Source organism: Pseudomonas sp. THAF187a (assembly GCF_009363395.1).
GTDB classification, from domain to species: Bacteria; Pseudomonadota; Gammaproteobacteria; order Pseudomonadales; family Pseudomonadaceae; genus Aquipseudomonas; species Aquipseudomonas khazarica.
Map to the genome: position 1 here is coordinate 2,096,102 of NZ_CP045349.1, position 18,365 is coordinate 2,114,466.

The window sequence follows — 18,365 nt, forward strand, 5'->3', positions numbered from 1 at the left end:
TGGGCAATATTATGATACGCCGTGACCATGATGTAATTCTGGGCGAGAAAGATCTTGAGCCGTTGTTCAGTTTCGAGAAATTTCCAGTTTTTATGGGCTGCGTAAGACACCCCGTAACCGATGATGTCTGTGCTGATATGTCATTTCATATTAGCCGTAGCAGTGGAATGATTCAGCTCAATCCACTGGTTCCTCTGGAGGTTCTCTACCCAGAGTCGCACGGAGCAGGTTTTATTGGTGCGTCTTGGGAGGCTCACCATCAGGCGTTTGCTGAATTTATTGCGAGCTATTCACCAGCTTCCGTCCTAGAGGTTGGTGGTGGGCATGGCATACTTTCGGTCAAGTATGCGGGCCTGAAACAGATTCCATGGACAATTTTAGAGCCAAATCCAACACCTATCCCAGAGTGTAAGGCCACCGTTTTAAAAGGTTTTTTTGATTCGAATTTTACCCTCGAAGGTGGGGTCGATGCCGTCGTTCACTCGCATTTGTTTGAGCACATTTACGAGCCTCTTGAATTTTTGCGGGACCTGAAAAAGTTTATTGAGGTTGGGAAAAGACTGATCTTTTCTGTGCCCAATATGAAGGTTATGGTTGAACGTAAATTCACCAATTGCTTGAATTTTGAACATACGATCTACCTTTCTGAGCAATATATAGACTTTTTGTTAGCCAGTAATGGGTTCCGCCTGGAGCAGAAACAGTATTTTAGAGATGACCATAGTATTTTCTATTCGGCGGTCCGTGATGACGAATTATCGGGTGCCACATTAAGTGCTTCGTTGTATCAGGAGAACAAAAAGCTCTATCTCGATTATGTCAGCTACCATAAGGCGCTTATTGACTCCATTAACGAGAGGGTTTCGTTTGAGCAGGGGCGAGACGTATATCTCTTTGGTGCGCATGTGCAGGCTCAGTACTTGATTGGCTTTGGATTGGATGTTTCGAGAATCAAGGCTGTCCTAGATAATGACAAAAACAAGACCGGTAAGCGTCTTTATGGTACCAATTTGAATGTTGCGCTTCCTTCAGCTCTGGTAGGGATCGATCGGCCTATTGTAATCATTCGAGCAGGTACTTTTACTCAGGAAATCATTGAGCAGATAACGGCCCTCAATCCGACAACGGAGTTTCTTCAGTGAATAATCTAAAAGATCTGGCTGGCAAATATTTTAATGCATTTTCCTCTCGAGATATAAATGGCGTAAGAGAGTCTCTGGCAGCGAACGTAGTTCTGCGAGATTGGGAGATCAGTCGGCAAGGTATCGACGATGTGTTGGCAGCGACAGCTTCGATTTTTGCTAGCTCCCGCACTATCGATGTGGTTGTCGTCGCTCTTTACTTGGATGGTAGTACGGTATCGGCTGAGCTGGAGATTTCGTTTGATGGTGGAGCGCCGCTTCTGGTTATGGACGTTTTGGAGTTTGATGCTGTTGGTAAGATCTTATCCATCAGAGCGTTCAAGGGATAGTTGAAAAGATAAAATCTTGCTGGATGGTTTGTCTTTTTTTTGGAAGCTTTATGAATATTGTGTTTTATCGGCCATTTTCCGATATTTGGTTTAAAAATCCTACGCGCCGAATCTTAAGCCGACAAAAATTGCCAAACAAATACTCGGGGTTGTTTGATTATTTGTCTGAAAATGGCTCTGCGTCAATTTCGACGGCACTATGGTTTCGGCCGGGTATTCTGGGTTTAGTTGATCTGCTAAAAGATTCCTTAAGGCTTATTCTTTGGGCTCTTTTGAATAGAATTAATTTGTTTAAGGTTCGCTTGATTTTTACGTCTAAGCAGTTGCATAAGGCGGACGCTGTTTTTTTAATGCATTATGGGTGTTTTACTCATGAGTCAACTGCTGTGGCTGAGCAAGGCAGGCTATTGGCTCAGCGATTGTCTGGTTTTTCCATTCTGAAAATCGTTCACATGACTCACTTTGCTTATAATCCTAGGCTGGGGAGTGAGAATTTACGTATTCTTTCTCCGGATCTTCTTATTGCGGAGAATGATCTCAAGAGGAATTCCCCGTTTTTTAACAAGTACTTTGGTAATGTTTCTGGTGATTTTCAGCTCTTGCCCTACGTCGCAGCTCCACGCTTTCAACGCAAAGTAGATTTTAGGGCGCGCTCCAATAAACTGGGGGTGACGGGGTCGATCACGTATAAAATGAAAGCGACCGAATTTTTTGATTTTTATGGGCACAATGAATTGCAGCCAATGCGCCGAAAAATCTATGGTCGGCAGAATGAGCTCTCTAATTTCGTCGATTCATTTATCTACGACCTTGATGAGTCCCGCCGTGTGCAAGAGGTCTGTGGTTCGGAGGCCAAGGGGCATGATTCATCTGAGGCACGTGCCCTGGTTCAGCAACGTAACTACTACAATGCTGACATTGTTGAATTCTTCAATTCCTATCGTATGTTCGCCGTGCCTGAGGAGGTCTGCGATCTTCCAGGTATCAGCTTTATCGAGGGAATGGCTTGTGGTGCTGCGTATTTTGGGTTGGATAACCCAATGTACCGCGATATCGGTATGGTTCCTGGGGTTCATTATGTGGCGTATGATGGCACATTGGAGCATCTGCTGGAACGGGTTGCTTACTACCAACAGCATGCCGACGAACTTGAGCAGATCGCTGAGCAGGGTTATCAGATTGCCCATACGACACTGAGCAGTACTTCGGTCTATTCAAAGTTTCTTGCCTCGCTCGAACGGATGCTGCCGCGGCCATGACACCGGCAAGCGACTTGCCCAAGCGCTCATTGTTTTCTGTCGCTCTGGGTAACTTGGCGATAAGTGCGGCCGGCTCGATTCTTACATATCTGTCTTTTGTGCTTGTGGCCTATATGTTTGGTGCCACGGCGCAAACAGATGTTTTTGTTTTCGCCTCGGGGTTTGTGGTGGTGGTTGCCGCGCTGATTACCACGGTATTCAGTGCAGTCTTCCTTCCGTTGTACATCCGGCTGGTGCACGCGGGGGACCAGGCGCGTGCCGGTGCTTTTGCCAATGCCTTTCTGTTCTATCTGGCGATTCTGTCCGTGTGCGGGGCAGTGATTATTCTGCTTTTCCCTGTTCATTTATTCGCTGTGGTGTCCCGATTCAATCTGGAACTGTTGGCTGACAACGAACGGATACTTCGCTATTTTTCGATTGTCTTCGCTCTTACCGTGCTGAACGACTACTTGCGTGTGTTATTGCAGGCCAAAGAAGCGTTTGTTCCCGCAGCGCAAAGCATTGTCTTGCAGCCGGCGGTCAATGTGCTGGGCGTTTGGGCGATGGCGAGTATCGTTGGCTATGAAAGCTTGGCGATCAGTGCGGCGGCGTCGAGGATCGTGCAATTTGCGTTTCTACTCTGGCGTATGAAGACCGTCGGTTGCTTGCCGAGACCGCAGCTAGGCGCAAAAAGCGACATGGTTGAATTTCTGCGAGTGGTTAAGCCCTTCTGGCTGGCCAGCATTATTAGCATGATGTCGGTATTCTTTTTTGACTATGTCGCCAGTGGCCTGCCCGCTGGACAGTTGACCGCACTGGTATTCGCGCAGAAAATTTACACCCTGCCAATTGCGCTGCTTGCCTTGCCAGTTATCGAGGTGCTGAATACGCGACTGTCTATGCTGGCGGCCAGCGAGCAGATGGATGCACTGGGTGCGCTCTATGCAGTAGCCATGAAAGTGGCAATGGTGGTCATGGTGCCATTGAGCGTATTGATGGCGTTCAATTCACCAGAAATAACCTCTGTGCTACTGGGTCGAGGAAAGTACTCGGCCGAGAGCCTCGCGATTACCGCCCACGCTTTGCAGGTGTTCTCGCTGGTAATTCCATGCATTGTGCTCTTTACCATCAACGGCCGTGTTTCCTTGGCTCTGCATAAAACCAAAATGCCTTCGCTGTTTGGCTCTCTGGGACATTTGGCGATGATGGGGTCTGTATTCGTGGCTGTTGCGTTGTTTGGCTATATCGGCCTGCCAGCGGCCAAACTGCTCGTTGAGGTCCTGTATTTCCTTCCGTTCGGTTTCATTATTGTATGGGTTTACTTGCCGCAGGCGCCGATCAGGTCGGTATTTGGGGAACTGTCCAAGGTAATCGCTGCTAGTGCGATCTCCTTGCTAGTGGTCTGGGGCGTGCTGCCGTTGATCAGCTTTGTCGTCTCGGTGCCGCTGCTCTATCTGGTGTTCTCCTGCAGTCTGTTCTTGTTGGTATTCATCCCACTTTGTCTGCTGATCAGACTGGACTCTGTAGCGCTGTTCACTCATTGGGTGTTACGGAGGTCCGTGCAGTGACTGGGCCGATGTTTATTCCGTTGGAGAGTTGGCATGTCGCTTCCTAGATCATCTGTCAGAGTGCTTGCTCGTGCGGTTGCGGCGTGCGTACCTGGCCGGTTACCCCGGTTGTTCAGCAGTTTTTTTGCCTATATGGCCTGGAGCATTCGAGCGCGTGGTTTTTCCGCAGTAGGTGAGGGCACCTATCTGCGCTCCGTTGCCAGCATTCACAACCCGCAGTGTATTTGCCTGGGGCAATCGGTTGTTGCTGAAACGGGGCTGATTATCGAAGCGTTCTGTGAGTTCGCCGGAGAACGTTACGCGCCCAGAATCACGATCGGTGACCGGGTGTCGTTCGGTTACCATTGTCACGTGGGCTGTATCGATGAAGTCAGCATCGGCAATGATGTGTTAATTGCCAGTCGGGTATTCATCGCGGACCATGCCCACGGCGATACGAATTCACTGGACCCCGCCGTCCCTCCGGCCAAACGTCGTCTCCATTCAAAGGGGCCAGTGCGCATCGGTTCCGGGGTCTGGATCGGCGAGGGGGTGGTGATTCTATCGGGGGTCACTATTGGTGATCACGCCATTATCGGTGCCAACTCGGTGGTAACCCGAGACGTTCCGGAATGCACGGTTGTGGCAGGATCACCTGCCAGATTGATTAAACACATGGAAAAGCAAACCTCTGGGACCTTATGAAAGCCATTGCATTTTATCTCCCACAATTTCATCCAACGCCCGAGAACGATCGTTGGTGGGGCAAGGGCTTCACGGAGTGGACCAACGTCGCCAAAGCCAAACCGCGTTTCAGTGGGCACTACCAGCCGCATATTCCGGCTGACCTGGGCTTTTATGATCTGCGGCTGCTGGAAACCCAGATCGCTCAGGCGGAAATGGCCAGGGAGCACGGCGTAGGTGGATTCTGCTATTACCACTACTGGTTCAATGGCCAGCTGCTGCTTGAGCGTCCGTTGGAAACCGTACTGGCTGAACAGCAGCCGGACCTGCCGTTCTGCGTATGCTGGGCCAACGAGACGTGGAGTCGCCGCTGGGACGGGCAAGAGCATGAGATCCTTATTGGCCAGGATCTGGAAACCTACGATCCCGAGGCGCATTTCGCTTATCTGGCCAGCGCCTTTGCTGATAGTCGTTACATCAAGGTGGCCGGCAAACCAGTATTCTTGATTTACCGCATTGATCAGTTCCCGGACATTGCCACTACCATCAGTCGTTGGCGTGAGGCGGCCGCAGCTCAGGGGCTGCCGGGCATTTACCTGTGTGCGGTCCGTAGCCATATGCATACCCTTAGCGACGAACAGACCACCGCGCTGGGGTTTGATGCGTTAGTGGGGTTCGAGCCTCATTCGCGTACGATGCTGCGCCAGAGCGCGCTGGGCTATGCGCGCAACTTTGTGCCACGTGCCATCAACTACCTGCTGCGCCGTCTGAAACTTACTGATCGTATCTCCGAACTCGCAGTAATGAATCGTTTCGATTATCGCGCCCTGGCGCGTACCGCCATGGCTGCCGAGCGTTCGTCGCAGCGCTTGTTTCCATGCGTGATTCCCAGCTGGGATAACTCAGCAAGGCGTAGTTCCGGAGCCACGGTCATTCAGAACAATGATCCCCGACTGTTCGAGGTCTGGCTGCGTGATGCTGCCAGTCGTGTAGTGGACTATCCGCAGGAGGAGCAGCTGGTGTTCATCAATGCCTGGAACGAATGGGCGGAAGGCTGTCACCTCGAGCCGGATTTGCGAAACGGCAAGAGTTTTCTTGAGGCCGTGCGCCGAGTGTTCGGTCAGGTACCTGAGGAGAACTGAGATGCTTGCAGAAATGACCGCCGGTGATAACAGCGATTACTACTCACATATCCGCGGTGAAATTGCCCAGCTGCTGCCGGCTGATATTGACCGGGTCCTGGAAATTGGCTGCGGCCGTGGCGATACCTTGGCTTGGTTGAAGAGCCTCGGCAATACACAGAGCACCTATGGCATCGAGCTGTTCGCCGACTCTGCCGATGCGGCCAGAAGCAAGGTCGATCATGTGCTTTGTGGCGATTTTGAAACGCTTCCGCTGCCGGAGAGCTTCAGCGGTTTCGATGTGATCTTGTGCCTCGATGTGCTTGAGCACTTTGTCGACCCTTGGAAAGCGCTGGCGCGTATTGGCAATCTACTCGCACCAGGGGGGAGCATCATTACGAGCATCCCTAATGTGCGTTATTTCCGCGTGGTGTTGCCGTTGTTGTTGCAGGGGCGCTGGCAGTACGAGAGCTCCGGGATTCTCGATCGTACTCATTTACGCTTTTTTACCAGGCAAACTGCCATCGAGCTTATGACCTCGTCCGGCTTGACTCTCGAGGCGGTTAGTTCTACGGGCCTTGAGAAGGGCCGTAAAACCCGCTATCTGAACTGGGCCACCTTGGGGCTATGCAGGCCTCTGTTCGAGTACCAGTATCTGATCAAGGTTCGCAGTGCTGGGGCGGAGGCATAGCGGTCCATGATTTATATCGTGGTGCTGAACTGGCGTGGTGCAGACGACACGATCGCCTGCCTGCAATCGTTGATGGGCGTGCAAGGTGCAGCGTTCCGGATAATTGTCTGCGATAACGGCTCCGCTGATGGCTCGTACGAGTGCATTCGCGATTGGATACAGTCACATCGTGACGATCATGCATATCTGCGTGCGCATCCCTTGCGCGAACTGACGCGTAAAGAGGCAGAGCAGCTGTCGCCTGAGGCGCCGCCGGCTTTGTACCTGGTTCAGACCGGCGCCAATCTGGGGTACTCGGGAGGGAACAACGTAGGCATACGACTCGCCCTGACCGATCCGCAGGCCGAATTCGTTTGGCTGTTGAATAACGACACCGAAGCCGAACCCGACAGTCTGCAGCGATTAGTCGAGCGCTGCCGGGCTCGGCCGGACATCGGTATCTGTGGTTCGAAATTGGTCTACCACCACGACCGTAGTCTGATTCAAGGTCTTGGCGGAGTTTTCAACCCCTGGCTGGCCATCAGCCGGCACTACAAGATAAACCAGAGCAGTGCGGTGCCCTACCAAGATGATGAAGTGGACACGCACATTGATTACATCGTTGGCGCGTCGTTGTTTGTCCGCACCAGCTTGCTCAGGGATATCGGGCTGTTGGAAGAAGATTATTTTCTCTACTTCGAAGAAATAGATCTGGCTCGTCGCGCGCGTGGCAAGTACTCCATCGGCATGGCGACAGCAAGCGTGGTCTATCACAAGGAAGGCGCTAGCACCGGCGGGGGAAGAGGGCTCTTGGCCGATTTTTACGTGTTGAGAAATCGCCTGGTCTACACCTGGAAGAATGATCGTAAATACATCGTCACGGTCTGGCTCGGATTATTCGTTGCATTGTTAAATCGTTTGCGGCGCGGCGAGGCAAAGAAAGCCTGGAACGTGCTGTGTATTATTGCTGGTCGTCGGACGTTTAGTGGATAGCGTCGTCGCCGTAGCAATTTATAATTTTATCTCGTCGTCTGTATGGCAACTTTTTCTCGGAAGTGCCTGTCGCCGGATATGTGGGTACTAGGGGAGGACGCTTTGTTCGCTGTAAGTCTGATTGAGGTGGCCGCATGTTAACGCCACGTCGCAAGGTGTTGTTCGTTACCTCCTTTCATCCAGGTGCCAGTGGTTATATTGGTGCGGGCGAGGCCATCAGTGTCGAGACGTTGCGACGCCTGCGAGATGAGGGCGCGCAAGTGGATGTCTTGGCCATCGCTCCCCGTTATCAGCGTAAGAACGCTGCGGCGGATTCCTGGTGCAATTCCTATACAGAAGTACCGGCATCACGTTGGACCGCGCTGGCGGGGTTGTTTCGTCATGTGTTTTCCGGTGCTGTTCTAGCGCCTTGGTTTTTCACCCGTACATCGCCGCAGGCAGTCGCCGCGCTGAAGGTTGCCATTGAGCAGCATCAGCCTACCGAGCTATGGATCGATTTCCCTTCTTCGCTTGGTTTCGCACGTTACGCTGAGAGGTTACCGGTTCACTATTTTGTTCATGACGTTGTCAGTCAGAAGGTTGTTCGATCACCGCTCAAGCGCCTGTTGTTTCCCTGGGTGCAGAAGGTCGAGGCTTCACTGCTAAGCAAGGTGAAGCGCTGTTACCTGCTGTCGGAAAAAGATGAGCAACTTCTTCGACATCTGCAGTTTGGCGGTAGTGCAGAGGTATGGGGGGTGCAGGGGTTGGGTGTTGGGGAAGTCGATGGTGCTCGCTCAATCACCAGCGTTTTGGCTCAGTTCGGACCGGGGCCGAATCTGGTCTTTTTTGGCAACATGGGGCGTCCTGAAAACAGCCGCTCAATTACTCATTTCGCTCTGTTCAAGTGGCGCAGAATTCGTCGGGTATTTCCTGATGCGCAATTATGGGTGATCGGACTTGCGCCTGGTTTGTTCTTGCGAGCATTGGGGAAACTGGTTCCGGGCGTGAAGGTTACGGGGGCAGTCGACGACCCCACCCCAGCGTTCCAGGCGGCAACTCTTTGTGTCGCACCGTTGTTATTCGGTGCGGGTGTAAAGATAAAGGTGCTGCAGATGCTGGAGGCCGGCGCAACCGTCGTTTCCACCCCCGTTGGTGCTGAGGGCATCGAGCCGACATCGCGTTTGGTTGTTGTGGACGATAGCGAGATATCTGAGCGCGTGGTGACTGATTTGCAGGCCCTCAATCATATGTCTCCCAAACCTTTTCAGCAGGTGCATTGAATGGGTACGGAGCTTGCCCAGGCAGGCGTGCTGGAGGAGTCCGCTTCCCCTTGTCCCAGATTTGCCGTTCTGCTTGCCGCATACAACGGCATGCAGTGGCTGCCGGAACAGCTTGATTCGATCCTCAGCCAGGTTGGAGTGGATGTCACGGTGTATGTGAGCACCGACAGGTCCAGTGATGGCACGTATGCCTGGGTGTGCGATGTTGCAGATACTGACCCGAGGGTCGTGCCGTTGACGTACGGAGAGGTGTTTGGCGGTGCCGCGAAGAACTTCTTCCGCCTGTTGCGTGACGTCGACCTCGAACCGTTCGATTACATCGCATTTGCCGATCAGGATGACATCTGGCTGCCGGACAAGCTCAACACCGCTCATCGCCATATCGTGTCTCGTGGTTGTGATGGCTACTCGTCGAATGTGACGGCTTTCTGGCCCGACGGGCGGCGTGTTCTGGTGAACAAATCCCAGGCGCAGATGAAGTGGGATCACCACTTTGAAGCTGCAGGCCCCGGCTGCACCTACGTGATGACGGCACCATTGGCGGAGGCGATCAAGCAGTGCGTGCTCGGTTGCCAGGAGCGTGTCGAGCACGTCGCCTTGCACGACTGGTTCTGTTACGCATTCGCTCGCAGCAAAGGCTATAGCTGGTATATCGATCCTGTGCCCTCGATGTTGTATCGCCAGCATGAGAACAATCAGGTTGGTGCCAATACCGGGGTTAAGGCGCTGCAGTCGCGAGCCAGGCAGGTATTCAATGGTTGGTGGCTGGCCCAGGTGCGTTTGATCGCCAGTATCCTGGATGCGCAGGAGTTGCCTTTGATCTCTCGTCTGGATACCTCATATCGCTTTGCTCTGTTCGGCTTGTCGTTGCGTGCTTGGCAGTGCCGACGCCGATTGCGGGACAAGGCGTTCTTTGCCCTGATCTGCTGGGCGCTGATGCTCAAGGGGGCCGGTAATGATTGAGCGCGGAACAGTGCTGGTAACTGGCGCTTCGGGATTTATCGGTTCGGCGCTGGTAGCCCGTCTCGTGGCTGAGCCCATGTGGCAGGTCGTTGCGTCTGTTCGGAGGCTAAAGCAGCCTTTCGCGGAGGGTGTCAGGGTGGTGTCGGTAGGGGAGGTGAAAGCCGATACCGACTGGTCGCAGGCGTTGCAGGGTGTCCACGCCGTCGTGCATGCCGCTGCGGTGGCCCATGTGCCGCATGTTAGCCCGGGCGAGCAACTCGCACGCTTGCGTATGACCAATGTCGACGGCGCGCTGACACTCGCTCGTCAAGCTGCTGCCGCAGGTGTGAAGCGTTTCGTTTTCATCAGCTCTATCGGTGTCAACGGAAACGCCAATACTCGGCCGTTCACCGCAGAAGATCTTCCGCATCCGGCGGAGCCATATGCCCAGTCCAAATGGGAGGCTGAGCAGGGGCTTTGGCAGGTTCAGCGGGAGACAGGGATGGAGGTGGTGATCATTCGTCCCCCCCTGGTGTACGGCCCAAGGGCACCGGGTAACTTCGGGAGCTTGATGCGCTGGGTCGGGAAGGGCATTCCACTGCCGCTTGGGTCCATTCACAATCGGCGTACACTGATCGGTCTCGACAACCTCGTGGACCTCATCGTTCGTTGCGTAGGTCATCCCGCCGCTGCCAATAACGTCTTTCTGGCTGGCGACGGCCGAGATCTGTCGACGACCGAGTTGCTGCGTCTGGTGGGAGAGGCGATGGGGCGACCTTCACGCCTTGTGCCCGTGCCGGCCGGTGTCCTGCAGTTTGGTGCTGCGTTGCTGGGGCGAAAAGCGATGGCTCAGCGTTTGCTGGGCTCGCTGCAAGTAGATATCTCGCACACGTGCGAGACGCTGGATTGGCGACCGCTCTTCACCGTTGAGGCGGGGCTGAAGCGTTGTTTCCTGCTGTCAGATTGACAGGCTTTCTGAGGTTGGGTTTGTGATTCGAGTTTTTGATGTTGCTCTGTCCTTGCTGGGTTTGGTCTTTGGCTTCCCGGTGTTGATTCTGATCTATGTGCTCGGGTTGCTGGACACGGGATCTCCGATGTTTCGTCAGGAGCGTGTAGGCCGTGGAAAGCGGCCGTTTACCTTGGTCAAGTTTCGGACTATGGCCGTGGATACCGCTTCTGTCGCGAGCCATCTGGCCTCCAGTACTTCGATCACGCGCTTGGGGGGCTTTCTGCGCAAGACCAAGCTCGACGAGTTGCCACAGCTCTGGAACGTGCTGAAAGGCGAGATGAGCCTGGTTGGACCCCGGCCTAATCTGTTCAATCAGGGCGAGCTGATCACTGAGCGGGATGCGCGCGGTGTGTATGGTGTTCGCCCAGGTATCACGGGGCTGGCCCAGGTGCAGGGGATCGATATGTCGACACCGGCTTTGCTTGCCGAGACCGATGAGAAGATGATCCGGTCGATGTCGGTTTCTCTCTACTTCAGCCTGATTCTGCAAACGGCACTGGGTAAAGGTGCAGGTGATCGGGTTGTGCATTAAGGCTCTCGATCCGAGTGTCCATGCCGAGTGGCGAAGTTGCATGTATCTGGCTGAAACGACATTTTTTGTGGTAAGGCGATCTGAGGAGTGAGGATGAACGGTGTGCGCCAGTTTCTGGTCGGCTTGCCCAGGCGTCAGAAGCGCCTCTTGCAATTGTTGGCTGACACCATCCTCATCTGGGTTGCACTCTGGCTGTCATTTGCAGTTCGCCTGGGAGAAATCGATGCGGCCAAGCCTTTTTCTGGGCATGGCTGGTTGTTCATCGTCGCACCGCTGATCGCGCTGCCCATTTTTGTTCGGCTGGGCATGTATCGGGCGGTGATGCGCTATGTGGGCAGTGATGCACTCATCACCATCGCGAAGGCCGTGTCTCTCTCGGCATTGGTACTGGCGCTTGCGGTCTACTGGTACCGAGGTCCTACAGCGCTTGTGCCGCGTTCTATGGTGTTCAATTACTGGTGGTTGAGTCTGCTGCTGCTTGGCGGCCTGCGCCTTGGAATGCGCCAGTTTTTCATCGGTTCGTGGCTTGAGCCCATTGCCAGGCAGCGTGAGACCAACGCCTGCATATCGCGTGTTGCCGTGTATGGCGCGGGGACTGCAGGCAATCAGTTGGTTGCCGCGCTACGTCTGGGGCGGGCCATGCGGGCGGTCGCATTCGTGGATGATGATGCGGGGGTGGCCAACCGCGTCATTGCAGGGCTACGTGTTTATACGCCCAAGCATATCCAGCAGATGATCGATGAGACCGGGGCAGACGAGATTCTCCTGGCCATGCCATCGATCTCGCGGGCGCGCAGGCGTGAGATTCTCGACGCGCTGGAGCCCTATTCGCTGCATGTGCGCAGTGTTCCTGGCTTCACTGATCTAGCCAGCGGGCGTGTGAAGGTTGAGGACATCCAGGAGGTCGACATCGCCGATCTGCTTGGTCGTGATGCGGTGCCGCCTCGCCAGGATCTGTTCGAGCGCTGCATCAAGGATCAGGTCGTGCTGGTAACGGGAGCCGGTGGTTCCATCGGTTCCGAATTGTGTCGGCAGATACTGGCCAGTGGTGCGCGCACCTTGCTGCTTTTCGAGCACAGCGAGTTCAATCTCTACAGCATTCACAACGAGTTGCAGCAGCGGATCGAGCGGGAGTCGCTGTCTATCCGGCTGGTGCCGATTCTGGGGTCTATTCGTAACTTCGAGCGCTTGTTCGACATTCTGCAGACCTGGCGGGTGAATACCGTTTATCACGCCGCGGCTTACAAGCATGTGCCGATGGTCGAGCACAATGTTGCCGAGGGGGTGCTGAACAATCTGGTGGGTACCACCAATGCTGCGCAGGCCTCGATCAAGGCGGGGGTCGCCAACTTCGTGCTGATTTCCACGGACAAGGCCGTGCGTCCCACCAATGTCATGGGCAGCACCAAGCGCCTGGCCGAGATGGTGCTGCAGGCGCTGAGTCGTGAGTCGGCGCCGTTGCTCTTCGGCCAGGAGCAGGGCGTCCACCAGGTCAACAAGACGCGCTTTACCATGGTGCGCTTCGGTAACGTGCTGGGTTCTTCCGGTTCGGTCATTCCGCTGTTCAGGGAGCAGATCAAGCAGGGTGGGCCGGTGACGGTGACGCATCCGAACATCACGCGTTATTTCATGACCATTCCCGAGGCTGCGCAGCTGGTGATCCAGGCGGGGTCGATGGGGCAGGGCGGCGACGTGTTCGTGCTCGACATGGGCTCGCCTGTGAAGATTGCCGATCTGGCTGAGAAGATGATTCGCCTCTCCGGACTTTCCGTCCGCGACGAGAGCACGCCGCATGGCGACATCACCATCGAGTTCACGGGCTTGCGTCCCGGCGAGAAGCTTTATGAGGAGCTGCTGATTGGCGAGGATGTGAAGCCGACCGAGCATCCGATGATCATGCGTGCCGAGGAGGACATGCTGCCCTGGGAGGAGCTCAAGGCGCGTCTTCAGGCGCTGCTGGCAGCCGTCGACGAGGATGACTACGCGCGCGTGCGCATGTTGCTGCGCGAGACGGTACATGGCTACGTGCCTGAGGGTGAGATCGTCGACTGGATCCACCTGCGAAACCGGGAGCGCTGAGGCGAGGATTTGACAGCCGGGGGATAAGGTGTAGTTTGGAGGGCGAAGCCAAGAAGGCTTCGCTTTTTCATTTACAAGGAGTGTTTCCCATGTTGAAAGTTCGTCTTTCTTCACTGCTTTTGGCTGTCCTCGTTTCCCTTCCCCTGGCCGTGACTGCAGCTGAGTCCCCCAAGACCGAGCCTGCGAAAGCGGCTGCCACTCAGGTGGTGCAAACCGGTCTGGTCAATCTGAATACCGCTGATGTGGCAACGCTGCAACGTGAGTTGGCCGGCATCGGTGCGACCAAGGCTCAGGCGATCGTCGCGTACCGTGAGGAGCACGGTGATTTCGCCACGGTCGATGAGTTGCTGGAGGTGAAGGGAATTGGCGAGGCGACGCTGGAGAAGAATCGCGACAAGCTGAGTGTGAAATGACGCTTGCGGGCGTCCCTGCCCAGGCCGGTCCTTGACCGGCCTTTTGCGTTTTTGTGGGTGCTGACCGGGGCCAGTCCAGGAGCAGGGAGTGGGAAGGCATCAACCAGGTGGCGACTCACGTGGCCCTCTTGGCTCCGCGACCTGGACTCGACAGCGCAGCTGAACGCGCTTCAGCGCGCCCCCGAAGGGGTGAGCGAAGCGAATAACCTGGGACGCAGTCCCTGGTGAGAGTCTGCAGGCAATAAAAAACCCAGCACTAGGCTGGGCTCTTGAATTTGGCTCCGCAACCTGGACTCGACAGCGCAACTGAACGCGCTTCAGCGCGGCCCCGAGGGGGTGAGCGAAGCGAATAACCTGGGACGTAGTCCCTGGTGAGAGTCCGGCAGGCACAAAAAAGCCCCGGATCAACCGAGGCTTTTGAATTTGGCTCCGCGACCTGGACTCGAACCAGGGACCCAATGATTAACAGTCATTTGCTCTACCGACTGAGCTATCGCGGAACAACGGTGCGTATGTTACTGATTAAAAAGGGGAAGTCAATACTTTGCTCTGGCTTCGGCTTCACTGCGATGTAGCCTGTGCAGCGCTGGTCCCGTGGGAGGGGCTTTAGCCGCGACGGCAGCCGATCGCGGCTGGAGCCCCTCCTGCGGAGGTGGCTGTAGTGCATACAAAAACGCCGGCTTGCAAGCCGGCGTTTTTGCAGGTTACTGGCGAAGCTTAGAGTACGGCGTGAATCGCGCGGGTCACGCTGTCCAGGTTGCCGTGGTTCAGCGCGGCGACGCAGATGCGGCCGGTGCCGACGGCGTAGATGCCGAACTCGTTCTTCAGGCGTTCTACCTGCTCCACGGTCAGGCCGGAGTAGGAGAACATGCCGCGCTGCTCGGCGACGAAGCCGAAGTCACGCTTGGCGCCCAGCGCCGCCAGTTGCTCGACCATGGCCAGGCGCATGCTGCGGATGCGATCACGCATTTCGCCCAGTTCGGCTTCCCACATGGCGCGCAGCTCAGGGCTGTTGAGCACGTTGGCGACCACGGTGGCGCCGTGGGTCGGCGGGTTGGAGTAGTTGGTGCGGATCACACGCTTGAGCTGCGACAGCACGCGAGTCGATTCTTCACGGCTGCTGGTGACCAGCGACAGGGCGCCGACGCGCTCGCCATACAGCGAGAACGACTTGGAGAAGGAGCTGGAGACGAAGAACTCCAGGCCCGACTCGGCGAACAGGCGCACGGCCTCGGCGTCCTGCTCGATGCCGTCACCGAAACCCTGGTAGGCGATATCGAGGAAGGGTACGTGCTCGCGCTCGCGCAGTACGTCCAGCACGGCTTTCCAGTCTTCCAGCTGCAGGTCGACGCCGGTCGGGTTGTGGCAGCAGGCGTGCAGTACGACGATGGAGCGGGCCGGCAGGTTGCGCAGGTCTTCGAGCATGCCGCCACGGTTCACGCCATTGCTGAACGGATCGTAGTAGCGGTAGTTCTGCACCGGGAACCCGGCGGACTCGAACAGCGCGCGGTGGTTTTCCCAGCTCGGATCACTGATGGCAACGGTGGCGTCCGGCAGCAGACGCTTGAGGAAGTCGGCGCCGATCTTCAGTGCGCCGGTGCCGCCCAGGGCCTGGGTGGTGATTACGCGGCCGTCCTCGATCAGGGCTGCGCCCTTGCCGAACAGCAGTTCCTGTACGGCCTTGTCATAGGCTGCGATGCCTTCGATCGGCAGGTAGCCACGCGGGGCGTGGGCCTCGATGCGCGCCTTTTCGGCTTCTGCGACGGCGCGCAGCAGCGGAATTCGCCCCTCCTCGTTGTAGTAGACGCCTACGCCAAGGTTGACCTTGGTGGTGCGGGTGTCTGCGTTGAATGCTTCGTTGAGGCCCAGGATGGGATCGCGCGGAGCCATTTCGACGGCGGAGAAGAGACTCATGATGGGTGCGGCAGCTCGAGTGAGGGGTGGGTGGCCAGGCGTCCCCAACGAAAGCGCTAGGGAGCGCGTAAACGGGGCGTTAGTATAACGACCCTGAATCCAGGGGGCGACAGCGCAAAGCCCTGAATTAAGGCCTTTTGCCAGGTAATTCGACTCTACTTGGCGCTATTGCCAACTCGCCCCGCAATTCATGGCTTTTGACGCCGTCCGACGGGATGCGTCACAGCTAATTTGTCGAGGTGCTGCATGTCCGATTTTCATTTGGTGACCCGCTTCAAGCCTGCCGGTGATCAGCCCGAGGCGATTCGGCAGATGGTCGAGGGGCTGGAGGCCGGCCTGTCGCACCAGACACTGCTGGGGGTGACCGGTTCGGGCAAGACCTTCTCCATCGCCAACGTGATCGCCCAGGTGCAGCGGCCGACCCTGGTCCTGGCGCCGAACAAGACGCTGGCGGCACAGCTCTATGGCGAGTTCAAGGCGTTCTTCCCGAACAATGCGGTGGAGTACTTCGTTTCCTACTACGACTACTACCAGCCGGAAGCCTATGTGCCGTCGTCGGACACCTTCATCGAGAAGGACGCCTCGATCAACGACCATATCGAGCAGATGCGCCTGTCGGCGACCAAGGCGCTGATCGAGCGCCAGGATGTCATCGTGGTCTGCACCGTGTCCTCGATCTACGGCCTGGGCAGCCCCGAGGAGTACCTGAAGATGGTGCTGCACCTCGACCGGGGCGACAAGATGGACCAGCGCGCCCTGTTGCGCCGGCTGGCCGAGCTGCAGTACACGCGCAACGACATGGATTTTGCCCGCGCCACCTTCCGGGTGCGTGGCGATGTGATCGACATCTTCCCGGCGGAGTCGGATCTCGAGGCCATTCGCGTCGAGCTGTTCGACGACGAGGTGGAGAGCATCAGTGCCTTCGATCCGCTCACCGGCGAGGTGATCCAGAAGCTGCCGCGCTTCACCTTCTACCCCAAGAGCCACTACGTCACCCCGCGCGAAACGCTGCTGGAGGCCGTGGAGCACATCAAGGTCGAGCTGCAGCAGCGCCTGGAGTACCTGCGCGGCGCGAACAAGCTGGTCGAGGCGCAGCGCCTGGAGCAGCGCACCCGCTTCGACCTGGAGATGATCCTGGAACTGGGCTACTGCAACGGCATCGAGAACTACTCGCGCTACCTGTCGGGGCGCCCGGCGGGTGCGCCACCGCCGACCCTGTACGACTACCTGCCGGACGAGGCGCTGCTGGTGATCGACGAATCCCACGTTTCGGTACCGCAGGTCGGCGCCATGTACAAGGGTGACCGCTCGCGCAAGGAAACGCTGGTGGAGTACGGTTTTCGCCTGCCGTCGGCGCTGGATAACCGGCCGATGCGCTTCGAGGAGTGGGAATCGGCCTGCCCGCAGACCATCTTCGTTTCCGCGACGCCCGGCCCCTATGAAGGCGAGCATGCCGGGCGCGTGGTGGAGCAGGTGGTAAGGCCGACCGGGCTGGTCGACCCCGAAGTGGAAGTGCGCCCGGCGCGTACCCAGGTCGACGACCTGCTGTCGGAGATTCGTCTGCGTGTGGCGACGGGTGATCGTGTGCTGGTCACCACCCTGACCAAGCGCATGGCGGAAGACCTGACCGACTACCTGGGCGATCACGACGTCAAGGTGCGCTACCTGCACTCGGACATCGACACGGTGGAGCGGGTGGAGATCATCCGTGACCTGCGCCTGGGCACCTTCGACGTGCTGGTGGGCATCAACCTGCTGCGTGAGGGCCTGGACATGCCCGAGGTGTCGCTGGTGGCGATTCTCGATGCGGACAAGGAGGGCTTCCTGCGCAGCGAACGCTCGCTAATCCAGACCATCGGCCGTGCGGCGCGTAACCTCAACGGCAAGGCCATTCTCTATGCCGACAACATGACGGGCTCGATGCAGCGCGCCATCGGTGAGACCGAGCGACGTCGCGCCAAGCAGATCGCCTTCAACGAGGCCAACGGCATCGTGCCCAGGGGCGTGCAGAAGGACGTCAAGGACATCCTCGAAGGCGCGGTGGTGCCGGGGGCGCGCAGCAACAAGCGCAAGGGTATGGCCAAGGCTGCGGAGGAGAGCGCGCGTTACGAGGCCGAGCTGCGCTCGCCGAGCGAGATCACCAAGCGCATTCGCCAGCTGGAAGAGAAGATGTATGCCCTGGCACGCGACCTGGAGTTCGAGGCCGCGGCGCAGCTACGTGACGAGATTCAGAAGCTGCGGGACCGGCTGTTGCAGGTCTGATCTCGGGCGGTCGCCCCCGGATTGCATCCGGGCTACGCCTCTGCGTGTCGCGTAGGGTGGATGACGCTCTTCTCATCCACCGTTGCGTGCGCAGGTGGTGGACGGATGGAGCGTCGTCCACCCTACGGCTGGGATCGCGGCTGAAGCCGCTCCTACGGGTGAGGTGTCGGCGTGGGTGGATTACTCTTCATCGATCCACCGTCCCCGGTGGATGCAAAAGGCGGCATCCAC

General features: G+C 56.8%; 16 protein-coding genes and 1 tRNA gene. 15 read left to right on the top strand and 2 right to left on the bottom strand.

Going from position 1 to position 18,365, the window contains the following annotated elements; translation table 11 throughout:
- The first annotated feature begins 11 nt into the window (after nucleotides 1–11).
- From FIV02_RS09705 to FIV02_RS09770, 14 genes are all read left to right on the top strand, one after another.
- Nucleotides 12–1,142 carry a bifunctional 2-polyprenyl-6-hydroxyphenol methylase/3-demethylubiquinol 3-O-methyltransferase UbiG gene (locus FIV02_RS09705; protein ID WP_152488488.1) on the top strand — a complete coding sequence of 377 codons (1,131 nt, stop codon included), beginning with the start codon at nucleotides 12–14 and terminating at the stop codon, nucleotides 1,140–1,142.
- Nucleotides 1,139–1,471: a nuclear transport factor 2 family protein gene (locus FIV02_RS09710; RefSeq protein WP_152488489.1), complete on the top strand. Its 333-nt coding sequence runs from the start codon at nucleotides 1,139–1,141 to the stop codon at nucleotides 1,469–1,471. Before FIV02_RS09705 ends, FIV02_RS09710 begins: the two co-directional genes overlap by 4 nt.
- A gap of 50 nt (nucleotides 1,472–1,521) precedes the next feature.
- Nucleotides 1,522–2,730 (top strand): glycosyltransferase, encoded by a 1,209-nt coding sequence (locus FIV02_RS09715; protein ID WP_172979144.1) that lies wholly within the window; start codon nucleotides 1,522–1,524, stop codon nucleotides 2,728–2,730.
- Nucleotides 2,727–4,277, top strand: a complete 1,551-nt coding sequence (murJ, locus tag FIV02_RS09720) for a murein biosynthesis integral membrane protein MurJ (RefSeq protein WP_152488491.1) — start codon at nucleotides 2,727–2,729, stop codon at nucleotides 4,275–4,277. Before FIV02_RS09715 ends, murJ begins: the two co-directional genes overlap by 4 nt.
- Before the next feature lie 108 nt (nucleotides 4,278–4,385).
- Nucleotides 4,386–4,961 (top strand): DapH/DapD/GlmU-related protein, encoded by a 576-nt coding sequence (locus FIV02_RS09725; protein WP_172979145.1) that lies wholly within the window; start codon nucleotides 4,386–4,388, stop codon nucleotides 4,959–4,961.
- A complete protein-coding gene (locus FIV02_RS09730) occupies nucleotides 4,958–6,082 on the top strand; it encodes a glycoside hydrolase family 99-like domain-containing protein (protein ID WP_152488493.1) in 1,125 nt (374 codons plus the stop codon). Before FIV02_RS09725 ends, FIV02_RS09730 begins: the two co-directional genes overlap by 4 nt.
- Before the next feature lies 1 nt (nucleotide 6,083).
- Nucleotides 6,084–6,752, top strand: coding sequence for a bifunctional 2-polyprenyl-6-hydroxyphenol methylase/3-demethylubiquinol 3-O-methyltransferase UbiG (locus FIV02_RS09735; protein ID WP_172979146.1), 669 nt, complete (start codon nucleotides 6,084–6,086; stop codon nucleotides 6,750–6,752).
- Between the two features lie 6 nt (nucleotides 6,753–6,758).
- On the top strand, nucleotides 6,759–7,724 hold the full coding sequence (locus tag FIV02_RS09740; protein ID WP_152488495.1) for a glycosyltransferase family 2 protein: 966 nt from the start codon (nucleotides 6,759–6,761) through the stop codon (nucleotides 7,722–7,724).
- 134 nt (nucleotides 7,725–7,858) lie between these two features.
- Nucleotides 7,859–8,983, top strand: coding sequence for a glycosyltransferase family 4 protein (locus tag FIV02_RS09745; RefSeq protein WP_152488496.1), 1,125 nt, complete (start codon nucleotides 7,859–7,861; stop codon nucleotides 8,981–8,983).
- Entirely contained in the window at nucleotides 8,984–9,946 is a 963-nt protein-coding gene (locus FIV02_RS09750; RefSeq protein WP_152488497.1) for a glycosyltransferase, read from the top strand.
- Nucleotides 9,939–10,892, top strand: coding sequence for an NAD-dependent epimerase/dehydratase family protein (locus tag FIV02_RS09755; protein ID WP_152488498.1), 954 nt, complete (start codon nucleotides 9,939–9,941; stop codon nucleotides 10,890–10,892). Before FIV02_RS09750 ends, FIV02_RS09755 begins: the two co-directional genes overlap by 8 nt.
- Before the next feature lie 22 nt (nucleotides 10,893–10,914).
- A complete protein-coding gene (locus FIV02_RS09760; RefSeq protein WP_152488499.1) occupies nucleotides 10,915–11,466 on the top strand; it encodes a sugar transferase in 552 nt (183 codons plus the stop codon).
- 93 nt (nucleotides 11,467–11,559) lie between these two features.
- Complete coding sequence (locus FIV02_RS09765; RefSeq protein ID WP_152488500.1) at nucleotides 11,560–13,545, top strand: nucleoside-diphosphate sugar epimerase/dehydratase; 1,986 nt, start codon at nucleotides 11,560–11,562, stop codon at nucleotides 13,543–13,545.
- Nucleotides 13,546–13,634: 89 nt separating this feature from the next.
- Nucleotides 13,635–13,958 (top strand): helix-hairpin-helix domain-containing protein, encoded by a 324-nt coding sequence (locus tag FIV02_RS09770; RefSeq protein WP_152488501.1) that lies wholly within the window; start codon nucleotides 13,635–13,637, stop codon nucleotides 13,956–13,958.
- A 424-nt stretch (nucleotides 13,959–14,382) separates the two neighbouring features.
- Here the strand turns inward: FIV02_RS09770 and FIV02_RS09775 are convergent.
- Nucleotides 14,383–14,458: transfer RNA gene (locus FIV02_RS09775), tRNA-Asn, on the bottom strand.
- A 217-nt stretch (nucleotides 14,459–14,675) separates the two neighbouring features.
- Nucleotides 14,676–15,872, bottom strand: a complete 1,197-nt coding sequence (locus tag FIV02_RS09780; RefSeq protein ID WP_134677803.1) for an amino acid aminotransferase — start codon at nucleotides 15,870–15,872, stop codon at nucleotides 14,676–14,678.
- Nucleotides 15,873–16,118: 246 nt separating this feature from the next.
- Here FIV02_RS09780 and uvrB point away from each other — a divergent pair, with 246 nt between their 5' ends.
- Nucleotides 16,119–18,134: an excinuclease ABC subunit UvrB gene (gene uvrB, locus FIV02_RS09785; RefSeq protein ID WP_152488502.1), complete on the top strand. Its 2,016-nt coding sequence runs from the start codon at nucleotides 16,119–16,121 to the stop codon at nucleotides 18,132–18,134.
- Nucleotides 18,135–18,365: the final 231 nt, after the last annotated feature.